This is a genomic window from Pseudobutyrivibrio sp. UC1225 (assembly GCF_900115215.1).
In the GTDB taxonomy this organism is placed as follows: Bacteria; Bacillota; Clostridia; order Lachnospirales; family Lachnospiraceae; genus Pseudobutyrivibrio.
The window spans coordinates 67,158-80,222 of the sequence record NZ_FOVQ01000014.1; the positions used below are offsets into that span (position 1 = coordinate 67,158).

The window sequence follows — 13,065 nt, forward strand, 5'->3', positions numbered from 1 at the left end:
TTGATGTGCAACTATTACAAAATCTAATTATATTCGAATATTATGTTGTGTTGTGAATTAATACATAATATTATTTAAAGTGGCAAGTATTTTAAGGAGGTAAAAGCCACATGAAAAATTATGGAAGAATGGTATTAAGGGCATTGGTACTGGGTGGTACCATAGCTACTGGATTCATTGTAAACTCAACAAATTCTATGGCAGCTGAGATAGAAACACCTGATGCTGAATCCGCTATCGCTGAAGTACATGATGATAATCAGGAAGAGCAGAATAAGAGTGAATCAATTAGGTCAATGGAAGATGCAGTAGGAGTTATAGAAGGTGACGCAGTAGCTGAAGAAGGTTATCTCACTAAAGCTCAGGAATCCATTAACAACAATGATATGACAGCAGAAACAGCCGAGGAAGTGATGAATGGTGGTACTGCTGTAATGGAGCAGGCTAAGGAAAAGAAGAAAACGGTAGATTCAATTTATCATGATGTTACTGCTGAAACAGATGAGGCAAAGTCCGAGTTTAGTGATGCAGCTAAAGATTATGATTTGGCTGAAAATGTAAATAAGGTTGAATCAGCTGATAATGATCAGGAGAAAATTGATATCGTAAATGACACATTCGAGCAGGCTGAACAGAAGCATGAGGAATTCGCTGATGAGCATGGTGTTGAATCAGAGGAATATACAGATGTTGAAAACGAGATTACTGATTGGAGTGTGACTGTTGAAGAAGCAAAGGCTGAGTATGATAAGTTGGCAGAATATTATGCTGAGGTCAATGCCAAGTATCAGGAGGTTTCTGAAATATACAATAATTATGGAAGTATTACCATGGATTATCTTTCAGAAATTGAAGATTTACGACAAGATATCAGATATGCAAACAGAGATTTAATGGGACTTCATGATGATATAGTTTTCAAGGGAGAGGATTATGCTCAGGCTGTTAATTCTTTAAATGAAGTGTTTGAGGATTTGAAGGATGCTGAGAGACGTCTTGAGGAAGCTGCAGCACGTCTCAAAGAAATGACAGACACAGAATACGAGGATGAATACAGTATAGATCTTAGTGATTACGAAAGTGAGTTGGAAAACTACAATCAGACAGCACAATTAGTTAATGAACACAGCGAGAACGTAAGAATTGCTAAAGAAGAATATGAGAAGGCAAAAGAAATCTATTCTACAGAGAGTGAAATTGTAAAGGAAAAAGAGAAAAAACTTGATGCATTAGAAGCTGAGTATGATCAGTGGCTGGAGGAGAATCCTTACGAGGAGGTTGAGGCAAGATACGAGGAGACAGGAAGCCTCGTAGAGGAAGCTGATAAAAATCTCAAGGCAGCTGAGAGAAGCGTTAAGTTAAAGAATGGCTACCTTGATTATCTTAACAAAAAGAAAAATGATCTTGATTTAGACATCGAAGCAGAAGCACAGAGATACAATACACTATACAATGCTATTAGCAGATATATCGTGGCTCTTAACACTCATAGGGATGCTGAGGAGTTAAAGAATCAGGCTGAGGTTGGCTTTGCAAAGACTAACGAGTATTATCAGGAATTGCAGAGAATTGTAGACGAGTACAATGCAAATTCTTCTGACACAGACATAAAGGCGCTTTATGAAGCTGCCAAGGAAGCTGCTGAAGGTGTGAAGGAAGACCTTGCAGAAGAAGAGGCTTATTATGATCATTACAAGAAAAATGATGGATATAGCTGTGAAGGAATAACAATTGGTGAGGCAGATAACATTCAGTTTTGGTCTCCTAAAGAGGATGCAAAGAAAAATAATACAGCTGTTCGTGAGTGTTATGAGAAAATAAAAGCTGAAGTTGATAAAAATGACACTGAAGTAAAATATAACACACTTATAGATATAGTTGCCGATAATGTACTTGGCTTGCAGGAAATTAATGATGCTACAGAGCAGTATATGCACAATGTGGAGGAATTTGACGGGGATTTTAAAGAGTTCGAAGAAATTCTTATCGACAGTAAGGCTTATATAGAAGCAGTTGATATGCGTGACAGAGAAGATCTTGTGGTAGTGCCATACTCAGATAAATCTATTGAAGAAATGGTGAAAATCAGAAGAACTGCACTGATAAAACAACTTAATCTTATGAAGAAATATGGTATTGCTCTTTCAAACTATAGTACGTATATTAGCGATCCTAATGTGGATAAGGAGTTGAGAGATTCATATATAAATGAATTATATGGTCTGCAAAAAGAGATAGTACATCTTCAGAATATTGTTGATGATTATGTAAATAAAATGTTTGAGTATTGCGATTATTATCGTTATACATATGGACAATCGCCATATGAACAATATGAGTTTGAGGAACACATAGGCGCATATACCATATATATATTTAGAGAACAGGCTAATGAATTTAAACATACTGTAAACGAATATAATAGTCTATTAGCAGCCAATCGTGAGAAGGTTTACAATTCATACCTTGAACAAGCAGATAACCAGGAAATAGTCGAGAAAATTACAGAATACAAAGAGCAGTTGGATCTTAGAGATCAAGCTAAGGAATTAATTACTAGCGCTGACAAAGATTTATCTAAAATTGATTGGATTGATCATGCAATGGGGAAGGCGGTAAAAAATTATTACTCTGATGTTAATAACATAGATACAACTTTTGAATTAATAGATTATGAAGACGGTAAAGAGTATACAATTAAGGGTTCATTTGTTGGAAGAGTTAAGGGAAATATAAGAAAGATAAGAACATCAAGTACAGTTAGTCAGCTTATGAATAACTTAATCGCTGCATCAGGTGATTTGAATTACGAAGTCATTGATGAAAACGGAGTTGTAGTTAATACAGTTTGCAAGACAATTGATGAATACTACAGATAAAACACAATGATGCGATAATAATAGAAGTCAACGTTTGTTGGCTTCTATTTTTTTGAGAAATATCAGACTAAACTATTGTAAACGTGGTCTAATCTATATTATTATTACAAATGTTTATAAATTAAAGGGAGGTAATGGTAATATGGACAAAGTTGTCAAAAGTTTATTTAGGACATTATTGGTATGCGGTATACTCACAGTTGGTTTTTCTGTGACTTCTATCAGTTCACAGGCAGCGGGGAACCAGAGTGAAGCACAGGTTAATGCGGACATCAATGGGGGCGTTGAGAATTCAGAGGAGTATCAGCAGATTCTTGCTGACATAGCTAAGCTTGAGGAAGAAATCGCTGGCTATGAAAAAGCTCTTGAACAGGTAAAGAGTGATTATGAGTTCTTTTTAATGAGAGTTGGGCTTGAAGAGGATTTCGTGGAAATATATGAGGGTTACGAAAAGGCTAAGAGTGAGTTAATGGATAAGTTTGGAAAACTCCACGAAAGAGAATTTGAATTAGAAGAAAAATATGAGGACCTCAAAATAAAATATAGAGAGTTATTCGCTTCAGAAAACGCTGATGAAGCTGAGTTACAGGCACTGCAGGATGAGATGGATATCATTGATGCTGAGCGTAAAGAAATTTCTAAGCAGCTTGATGAAGTGTATGAAGAGTATGAAAGAATTTCAGATATTGAAGACTATGTTACAAGAGGCCTGAATATCGATGAGTACTATAGATATATACAGACTTACAGAGATCAGATAGAAGGATATCAGAACAGTATCGATTGGGCAAAATCTGAACTGGATTCATTATATACCAGAAAAGCAGAATTGAAGCAGCAGGGTGGTTCTGGTGATGAGCCAATAGAGGTTCCATCAGATACTCCAACCGAGACACCAACAGAAAGTATTATATATACAGATGAGACTTTCGAGTTTGAGTATTATATGGAGGAGTCATTACTAATAAAGATTCATTATGTTGGTCAGGTCAGAAACCAGCCAAATGTTGCAAGATTATTAAATTCTATTGATGCAGAAGATTCATATGATAATATTATGAGTATTGTTGAAAAAATAGCTGCAGATTTAAATGGTCTTGTAACAGTTGAGGTTTCAAATGCTTCTGGAATTGTATTTTCAGACGAGATAGAACTTAGCTTCACAAATTAAATACACTTTTTTCACAATTTAATGTTATATTCAACTTCACGGGGGAATAGTCGTTTTAATGTCAACATTTCAATAATGTGTAAAAGAAAGGAGGACATTTATATGAAATGTCTAGGACGACAGTTGCTTAAAGGTATGGTTCTTGGAGGAATTCTATTTATTGGAGTTACCCTACAGTCAGCGAAAGTAGAGGCTGCTGGATTACGAGATGCAAGCACTCAGGTGGTTGCTGAAGCTGGTGCAATCCAGAATGAAGTTGTAACACCAAATCAGCAGGCAGAAGTGGCGCCTCCAATCTGGTATAGCCCCAAATTTCAATGGGAAACTAAATACCATGGACTGACCGTTCGCTTTAATGTAGATCTCAAAACATTATTGAGAAGTGGAGTGTGCGAGATTGATATCTGCAATATGATTTGTAATATAGATATCTGTAAGCTAATCTGTAATTGTGATGAATTACAGAAATGGCAGAAAATGTTCTGTGATTATGTAATATATGCTAGTGGAAGAATTGATGTAACCGTTTTATGTGGAGACGATGTACTGTTCACATGTGGAAAAAATATTAATTATGGTGTTAGATAACCTATTTTTTTAAAGAAAAACTATGGTGGCATCAAAAGCTTTTGCTTCCGAAATATCATGAGTTGTCATGATAACAGTTTTTTCTTTAGTAAGTTCTTTTATTAAATCGATGACCTGCTGTTTGGTGGCTTCATCAAGACCCTTCAGAGGTTCATCCATAATAAGCAAATCAAAGTCAGCCAGGAGTGCTCGCAGAATTGCGACACGGCGTTTCATACCGCCACTGTACTCTTGGACTGGCTTTTTTGCATCTTCGCCAAGTCCTATTTTCTCAAGCCAATTCATAATATCCGAGTCTGAAATTCTAGAGGAATCCTCTATAACCATCTTAATATTAAGAAGGGCAGTAAGATTATTACAGAGACGATTCTCTTGGAAAACAACACTGATTTTTTTATCTTCCAAACCAGTGATGACACCTGAATCAGCGGTCTCCAATTCCATAAGTATAGATAGAAGAGTGGTCTTTCCTGCGCCTGATTTTCCCATTAAGCATGTGAAGGATTTCTCAGGAAAAGTCACAGAAAGATTATCTAAAACCAGCTGATTATCATATGCTTTTGAAAGATTTTCTATTACAATATCCATTTTATTTACCTTCTAATTTGTTCATTACGTAATTGATAAATGCAGAAAAAGCACGATTGAAAACGATGCTTAGAACAATGATTACTATTGTCCATGCAAAGAGCTCTGGAGTGTTCAGATAAATCTTAGCTTCATATAGTCTTTCTCCGATAGAACCCTGCGGCAAGCCGATAATCTCAGCAGCAATACCAGCCTTAAAGCTCATGGCATTTGATAGTGTAGCTGCAGCCTGATAGAAAGGAATGACTTCTGGAATATAAATAAAACGAAGTCTTCTTCTAAAAGGAATCTTAAATACCTGCGCCATCTCCAACATTTTTCCATCCATGGATAACAGTCCCTGTAAAATATTGGTGTAGATTACAGGAAAGGCCATCAAAAAGGAGATAAAAACTGAAAGATTTTTTGAGGGAATCCAGATGAGCACCAGAATAATAAAGGATGCTACAGGAGTGGATTTGATAACTGCCACCGGAACAGAGATAAATTCCCTGAATCGTATAGACGTATATGAAAGGGCAGCAAAAACAGCACCAAGGATATTGGCGATAATTAGTCCTATGAAAATTCGTATAAACGTAAATAATACGGATTGCCAAAAAGAAATAACCCCTAGCAGCCCACAAAGGTTTTTTACAACCTTTATGGGAGATGCTAAGAGAATATCAGAATCTAAATACATAGACAGTAGCTGCCATATTATAAGCCAAAATATGACAGCCCAAAGTCTTATAGTTTTTTTATTTTTCGATGTAGTAGAATTCATCTGCTGGTACCTGTCCACCTACAGCTTCAGGGTTCTGATTGAAAAGTTCATCTAAGTAGCCACCAAGCTTTTCCTTCATATCATCGCCTGAGATAAAGGTGATGTTGCAGTATGGAATAGCCTTCTGTGCTACTGCTGCCTTTATAATATCATAGTTTTCAATTAATGCAGAAGCATCTTCGATATTATCATTTGTATATTTAGTAGAAGCTTCATACTGCTCCATGAAAAGCTTTACAGCTTCAGGATGCTCATCAACAAAAGCTTTTCTTGCAACAACAACACCAGTTACCAGTGTAGTATTTGAATCATTTGCATTGGCAATATTTTCCCACTCTGTTGTCATGTCAATAGCAAGACGCATGTTTTCGTTTTGCATAAGTGCGGTGGTAGCAAATGGCTGTGGAAGCATTGCAACACCATTGTCATCATTTAAAAGTGCGCTTACACATTCAGCATGCTCAGCCTTGTATTCGATAGTAACATCCTTTTGTGGGTTGATTCCGTAAGAGGAAAGCATGTAATTAAGAGCGTATTCTGGAGTAGCCCCCTTACCACTTGCGTAGATTGTTTTACCTTTCAGATCATCTACGCTTTTGACTGTCTCACCATTTTCTACAATGTACAAAACTCCAAGTGTATTGATGGCAAGAACCTGTACTTGTCCTTCAGTCTTGTTGTATAAAACAGAAGCAAGGTTTGCAGGAACAGCAGCGATATCTACGTTGCCCTGAATAATCTGTGGAGTGATTTCATCAGGTGCAGCTGAAATAGTAAAGGTATAGTGATTAGTAGCTGTATCGCTTTTGTCAGAATCATCCATAAGCTTTACCATACCCATAGCAGTAGGTCCCTTTAAAGCTGCGACCTTGATATCTACCGCCTCAGCTGGTGTTTCAGGAATAGCTTCATCAGCAGTCTCTGTGGTCTCCTCTGTAACCTCAGTTTCTGTAGCAGTAGAAGTCTCATCAGAAGCTTTGCTTCCGCATCCTACAAGACAAGTAGCCATTAAAGCTGTTGCCATTAATAGTGACAGAATCTTTTTATTCATTTTTTCCTTCTTTCTACTTACGTAAATACGAATTATTTAACGTAATTTACAATAAGCTTAAATGTATTTTCAACGCCCTTTTTATGTGAGCGCTCGTAACCGTGACTAGCGTAAACACCGGCACCGATAAGACCATGCTTAACATCATAGCCAGCCTTAAGAGCTGCATCAGCGTCAGAACCATAATGTGGGTATACATCGATAGCAAAATCAATCTTATTATCCTTTGCAACCTTAACAAGGTTTGAAACTACATCATAATTGTAAGGGCCGGCAGAATCCTTTGCGCAGATGCTAACCTGAGTCTCCTTGCAGTCCAGACCTTCGCCGATACATCCCATATCTACAGAAAGAATCTCAGTAACTCCTTCTGGAACAGTACCGCAGGCACCGTGACCTACCTCTTCATATACTGTGATGTGGTGGTAAACCTTACGCTCAGTAGTAATCTTGTTGTCAGCAAGATATTTTGCCTGTCCAAGAAGGATTCCAACAGAAAGCTTGTCATCCAGGAAACGGCTCTTGATGTATCCAGACTCTGTAACACGGGTGCGTGGCTCGAAGGCAACGATGTCACCAATCATAATACCAAGCTTCTTTGTATCCTCAGCGCTGGATACTTCCTCATCAATAACAACTTCCATACCCTTGAATTCACGGGCCTTTGTAGAGTAATCATCATTTACATGAACTGAGGCATCATTAAGCTGGAAGGTACCTTCGTAAACCTTTCCCTCACGTGTGTAGATGCGGCAATTTTCAGCCTCGCCATTGTTAGGAGAAAATCCTCCAAGAGGGGTGAGCACAAGATTACCATTGCTCTTAATCTGGCAAACCATACCACCTAAAGTATCCATATGAGCTTCGATGAGAATGGCATCATCCTTATTCTTACCGCCTAAATCAACAAGGATACCGCCCTTGTTTGTCATAACTGGCTTGTAGCCAAGCTTCTCATATTCCTTCATAAGATACTTTGCAGCAGTAGCAGTGAAGCCTGTAGGGCTGTCAATGCCTAAAATATCTACTGTCTGCTGAACCATGTAATCAACGTATTTTTTAGTCTGCATTTCTAATATATCCTCCATTTATGTCTAAATTATTATTCTATACCAACCTCGGCTTTTGCCATTCTGTCAGCGGCTTCATTTCCGGGGATACCTGTATGAGCTTTAACGTGAACAAAATTTACCTTTAAGCTATCCTTAAGCTGGTCATATTCTTCAACATAGAACATTGAAATCTTTTTATTAGTTTTCCAGTATCTGAGGGGCCATTTCTCAATACCTTCATAGTCGTAGAAGAGAGTCATTTCAGAAAGTCCAAGCTCCACAGCCTTGCGCATTGCTGCAACAGCACCGTGAACCTCGCCTGCAACATTTCGTGAAACTGCCTCCTCAGGATCGTTGCCATTACCGCGGATCTCAATATCTTCTTCAACATCGCTGTAATGAAGAAAGCCGCCATAGCCATATACTCCGGTAGCTACATTAAATGATCCATCCGTAAACGCGTATATATCTGGAAGGCTGGTTACGCCATCTGCTTCGCTTTTTGCAACAGTAGAAGCAGTTCCTGTCATAAAAGCTTCAGCCTCTTCAAGTGTCTCAAAGCCTTTGAAAACAGCACCAGGAAAACCAGAAGTATTAGATTGGCACTCAGGCCAGGTCTTATAAATGCCAGGTACTTTTCCAACCTTTACAGCATAATAGTTTTTCTTTGCCATATTATTCTCCTATGATTTTTCTACCTAATATAGTAAAGATAATGTCCTGATTTTTCAAATATTAATCACAGACTACTGTTATTATAGAATATCATAGTGTTGGTTCATGTATGGGGGATTAAAAGCTGAGTAAAATCAATAAAAATACATATATAAGCTAATTAAATATATTTCTTATACAGTCCTTATATGGTACAATACGAAAGATTTTGTACAAATTAAGACATGGAGATAAGAAATAATGAAAAAAACTCACCTTATATTTTCACTAGTTTTATTTGCTCTATTGGTAGAGTTCTTTATTGTGCTTCATCCAATTGCCATTTTTGACACAGATGATTGGAATTTTATTTATATGCCACGAATACCAGTGCCAATCATCGGTAAATGGAATCCTATAAAGGTTTTTCCAGAATTCTTTATGCCATTGGTTTCCTATATAGGAGCGTATACAGTGTATCCGCTTACTGGGAAATATTGCTTGTCTTTATCAATAGCCAATGGTTTATTTATTTGTTTTATCATAACAGTCTATTTCACAGAGTTTTATTTGTTAATACAGAAAAAATATAAGCTTTCAACTGTTAAGAGTTTATTGATTAGCGTGGTTTTTATAGGTATGCATTTTTGCGCAGTGGCCCACGGTAGGAAAAATAATGTATTCCTGTTCTATGCATATGATATGACCTGCGTGTATCACTACATTTTATCAACCCTGCTAAATGCGTCGCTGGTTATGCATTTAATGAGAATAGGTGGTTTGGGAGCCTGGAAAACACTTGCTAAAAAGAATAAGATTCACCTTGCTTTGTGGATTTATTTTGCTATCTTTTCAAGCTTGTATTCCAGCGTGGTATTAGGAGCTTATTTAGGCGTAGAATTATTACACGCCTTATATAAAGAAGTTAAAGGTAAGAGCTTTAATGTGAAGAGCTACTGGACAAAGAATAGACCACCGTTAATCGTTATTCTTGTATGGTTTTGTTCATTTATAATAGAAAAAACAGGTGGGCGCGCAGCTTGCTTCGCTACAGGTATTCCTCATAATATTCTCTCTAGTGGGAAGAGAATGGTTTTTTGGTTCGGTCACTTCAATATTATATTTGTAGTAATTGGTGCGGCTGTTATTATATTGAGAATATTTTTCCTGAAAAGAGAATATCTTGTTGAGGATGCGAAAATAGCATTGGCATTATGCCTGACCACTATTTACATTATCCTTCTCAGCGCAGTTGTTAATTACACCTACGTGGAGCGAACAGACGCAATTTTACCTGTAGCATTTTGGGCATTGTTTATGCTTATGATGTTTGTGGGGAAGATGTCTGAAAAGATCAAATACGGAAATACGATATTATCCTTGATGGCAGCGGTTTCTGTAATAGGAACGGTTTATTACAGTAATACCTATGAAGAGATTAATTATGAAAAACTTCCATATGAGAATTGCGAGGCCTTCGTTGACGATGTAATAAATCAATTTAAGGAGGCTGAAAGTCAAGGAGAGACAGAAATAGAGCTTGTCCTGCCAGAGTTTAATACTGATGACAACTGGCCTATAGCTGATTATGCTAGTGGAAGTTTTTCAGAGTCCTTGTATTTTCATGGAGTAACGGATCAAAAGATTGATGTTGAAAAGATGGTATTTACTAAAAGGAAGAACAAGGAATTTGGAATAAATTAGAATTTGAGAAAAAGATTGTATACAATCGATATAAGGGTTTACATCACCACTTTATTATGGTAAAGTGTAGAGCAAATAAAAATCCCAAGGCACCATCGCCTTGGGATTAAAAAGAGCTGGTGACGGGAATTGAACCCGTGACCCCTTCCTTACCAAGGAAGTGCTCTACCTCTGAGCCACACCAGCTTGCTTATTCAGCAAGAAAAAGGATATCAAAAGTAGGTGGTGAAGTCAATACTGTTACACTATTTTTGTTGTATTATTCAGGGGTTTAAGGGGAAAAGAGTATGAAGATTTCGTTAGTGTCTCCAGGAGCGCAGGTAGTCTATGAAGAGTTTATGCAGGCTATTAATCAGAGTTCATCTCAGGGACGAACCAGTGCTTCGAACATTAGCAAGGCTTTTGCAAAGGCATTGAACACAACTACTGTTGCAGACAAGATTTCCAGCGCTACATCTTATAAGGACATTTTTATTGAGGCAAGCAGGAAGTATGGTGTTAGCTATGATTTGCTCACAGCTATGGCACAGCAGGAGTCGGGATTTGATGCAGACGCTGTCAGTCGCAGTGGCGCAATGGGTATAATGCAGATTATGCCAGAGACAGCAAAAGAATTAGGCTTGCAGCATCCTTTTGATGCTTATGAGAATATTATGGCGGGAGCCAAGTATATAGCTCAGAAGCTTGAGGAATTTGAAGGTAATGTGGAGAAGGCCCTCGCTGCCTACAATGCTGGAAGTAGTGTTGTAAAGCAATACGGAGGAGTTCCGCCTTACGGGGAGACACAAAGCTACGTGAAGAATATCAAGGCGATAATGAAGCGAGGTGCAGATGTGCCTTACACTAACTACATTTCACGTACAGCCACACGAAATCAATTGGAGGAAGATTTAAAAAAGCTTTTACGCGAACTACCAGATACAGAAGAATACGCAGTACTTAAGCAAACTTTAGCGGAGATTAACTATTTATGAAAACCCCATTTGTCACAAAAGAAAAGATTCAGGAGATTACAAAGGAGATTCCTACACCATTTAATATTTACGATGAGAAGGGAATCCGTGAAAACGCCCGAAAGGTAAATCAGGCTTTCAGCTGGAATAAGGGCTTTAAGGAATATTTTGCAGTTAAGGCAAATCCAAATCCATTTATTTTAAAAATCTTACAGGAGGAAGGCTGCGGTGTAGACTGCGCTTCCTATGTTGAACTCGCTCTTTCCAACGAGCTTGGATTCAAGGGCGACGATATAATGTTTTCTTCTAATGATACTCCAGCCAGCGAATTTAAGTATGCTGACGAGCTTGGAGTAATCGTTAATCTTGACGATTTCACACATATTGATTTTTATGAAAAGGTAGTGGGACATTTTCCAAAGAAGATGTGCTGCCGTTTTAATCCAGGTGGAGTTTATGAGCTTTCAAATGGTATCATGGATAACCCTGGTGACAGCAAGTATGGTATGACAAAAGAGCAGATTTTTGAGGCATATCAGATTCTTCGTGATAAAGGCGTAGAGGAATTCGGAATCCATGCCTTCCTTGTTTCAAACACTGTAACTAACGAATATTATCCAGCACTCGCAAAGACATTATTTGAGCTTATTGTTGAGCTTAAAGAAAAGACAGGAATTTCTATTTCCTTCGTAAATCTTTCAGGTGGTGTTGGAATTGCCTACAGACCAGACCAGACACCAAACGATATCCTTGTCATCGGAGAGGGAGTTCACAAAGCCTTTGATGAAATTCTTGTTCCAGCAGGACTTGGTGATGTGGCTATTCTTACAGAGATGGGGCGTTTCATGATGGGACCTTACGGCGGACTTGTTACTACAGCAATCCACGAGAAGCACATCTACAAGGAGTACATCGGTGTTGATGCCTGCGCAGTAGATTTGATGCGTCCAGCAGTTTATGGTTCATATCATCATGTTACAGTCCTTGGAAAGGAAAATGCTCCAGAAGATCATGTATATGATGTAACAGGCTCGCTATGCGAAAACTGCGATAAATTTGCAGTGGACAGACAGCTTCCAAAGATTGATAAGGGAGATATTCTTTTCATCCACGACACTGGTGCTCACGGTTATTCGATGGGCTACAATTATAATGGAAAGCTCAAGAGCGCAGAGGTACTTTTGAAGGAAGATGGAGGCTTTAAACTCATCCGTAGACCAGAGACTATCAAGGATTATTTGGCTACCTTTGATGGGCTTGGAGTAGTTGATAATTTACTTTAAAATGAAAAAAAGACTTAGCAAATTTGCTAAGTCTCAGAGTGTAGACAAAGAGGATGCTGCAAAACTAAAATTTTGCAGCATCCTTTCCTTTTTTCTAAGATTATATTTTGATTTTTGTGTAAAAAGGCCTTCCTTTAGGCCATTTTCAGATCCCATTCTTGCTGTATTTTTGCCAGTTTCTTTAAATTCATACACGCAAAGGTAAGCGCGACTTTCATTATCATGCGCGCCTTACCATACATCTGTGTATATCTAAAACCATGATTCTCTTTAGCTGTTCCAAAGATTCTTTCAATGGTTTCTTTTCTGTGAGAGTATAAATCTTTCATACCTAAGGTATGTCTTATGTCTTCACATGTTTCCATGTATTCTTCCC

General features: G+C 37.8%; 11 protein-coding genes, 1 tRNA gene and 1 pseudogene. 6 read left to right on the plus strand and 7 right to left on the minus strand.

Annotated elements, in window-relative coordinates:
- Positions 1–110: 110 nt before the first annotated feature.
- The 3 genes from BMZ41_RS13645 (at position 111) to BMZ41_RS13655 (ending at position 4,638) form a co-directional block, all read left to right on the plus strand.
- Positions 111–2,879: a hypothetical protein gene (locus BMZ41_RS13645; RefSeq protein WP_090530573.1), complete on the plus strand. Its 2,769-nt coding sequence runs from the start codon at positions 111–113 to the stop codon at positions 2,877–2,879.
- 142 nt (positions 2,880–3,021) lie between these two features.
- Positions 3,022–4,050 carry a hypothetical protein gene (locus tag BMZ41_RS13650; protein ID WP_090530575.1) on the plus strand — a complete coding sequence of 343 codons (1,029 nt, stop codon included), beginning with the start codon at positions 3,022–3,024 and terminating at the stop codon, positions 4,048–4,050.
- 102 nt (positions 4,051–4,152) lie between these two features.
- Positions 4,153–4,638 (plus strand): hypothetical protein, encoded by a 486-nt coding sequence (locus BMZ41_RS13655; RefSeq protein ID WP_090530578.1) that lies wholly within the window; start codon positions 4,153–4,155, stop codon positions 4,636–4,638.
- 9 nt (positions 4,639–4,647) lie between these two features.
- Here BMZ41_RS13655 and BMZ41_RS13660 read toward each other — a convergent pair whose 3' ends face one another.
- From BMZ41_RS13660 to BMZ41_RS13680, 5 genes are read right to left on the minus strand one after another with little or no spacing between them, the layout of a single operon-like run.
- Entirely contained in the window at positions 4,648–5,226 is a 579-nt protein-coding gene (locus BMZ41_RS13660) for an ATP-binding cassette domain-containing protein (RefSeq protein WP_090530581.1), read from the minus strand.
- Position 5,227: 1 nt separating this feature from the next.
- Positions 5,228–5,908 carry an ABC transporter permease gene (locus tag BMZ41_RS13665; protein ID WP_330388902.1) on the minus strand — a complete coding sequence of 227 codons (681 nt, stop codon included), beginning with the start codon at positions 5,906–5,908 and terminating at the stop codon, positions 5,228–5,230.
- A gap of 58 nt (positions 5,909–5,966) precedes the next feature.
- Positions 5,967–7,043, minus strand: a complete 1,077-nt coding sequence (locus BMZ41_RS13670) for an ABC transporter substrate-binding protein (RefSeq protein ID WP_090530586.1) — start codon at positions 7,041–7,043, stop codon at positions 5,967–5,969.
- Between the two features lie 32 nt (positions 7,044–7,075).
- On the minus strand, positions 7,076–8,113 hold the full coding sequence (locus BMZ41_RS13675) for a M42 family metallopeptidase (protein WP_090530589.1): 1,038 nt from the start codon (positions 8,111–8,113) through the stop codon (positions 7,076–7,078).
- A 32-nt stretch (positions 8,114–8,145) separates the two neighbouring features.
- On the minus strand, positions 8,146–8,769 hold the full coding sequence (locus tag BMZ41_RS13680; protein WP_090168574.1) for a ribonuclease H1 domain-containing protein: 624 nt from the start codon (positions 8,767–8,769) through the stop codon (positions 8,146–8,148).
- 241 nt (positions 8,770–9,010) lie between these two features.
- On the opposite strand from BMZ41_RS13680, the gene BMZ41_RS13685 reads away from it, so the two are divergent.
- A complete protein-coding gene (locus BMZ41_RS13685; protein WP_090530592.1) occupies positions 9,011–10,453 on the plus strand; it encodes a hypothetical protein in 1,443 nt (480 codons plus the stop codon).
- A 114-nt stretch (positions 10,454–10,567) separates the two neighbouring features.
- On the opposite strand, the gene BMZ41_RS13690 is transcribed toward BMZ41_RS13685, so the two are convergent.
- Positions 10,568–10,639: transfer RNA gene (locus tag BMZ41_RS13690), tRNA-Thr, on the minus strand.
- Positions 10,640–10,740: 101 nt separating this feature from the next.
- Between BMZ41_RS13690 and BMZ41_RS16005 the strand changes: the two genes are divergently transcribed.
- Positions 10,741–11,427, plus strand: coding sequence for a lytic transglycosylase domain-containing protein (locus BMZ41_RS16005; RefSeq protein ID WP_090168578.1), 687 nt, complete (start codon positions 10,741–10,743; stop codon positions 11,425–11,427).
- Positions 11,424–12,689, plus strand: a complete 1,266-nt coding sequence (locus tag BMZ41_RS13700; RefSeq protein WP_090168583.1) for a diaminopimelate decarboxylase — start codon at positions 11,424–11,426, stop codon at positions 12,687–12,689. The genes BMZ41_RS16005 and BMZ41_RS13700 overlap by 4 nt, the downstream gene beginning before the upstream one ends.
- Before the next feature lie 152 nt (positions 12,690–12,841).
- On the opposite strand, the pseudogene BMZ41_RS13705 reads toward BMZ41_RS13700, so the two are convergent.
- Positions 12,842–13,065, minus strand: a pseudogene (locus BMZ41_RS13705) (transposase); the annotation flags it as partial.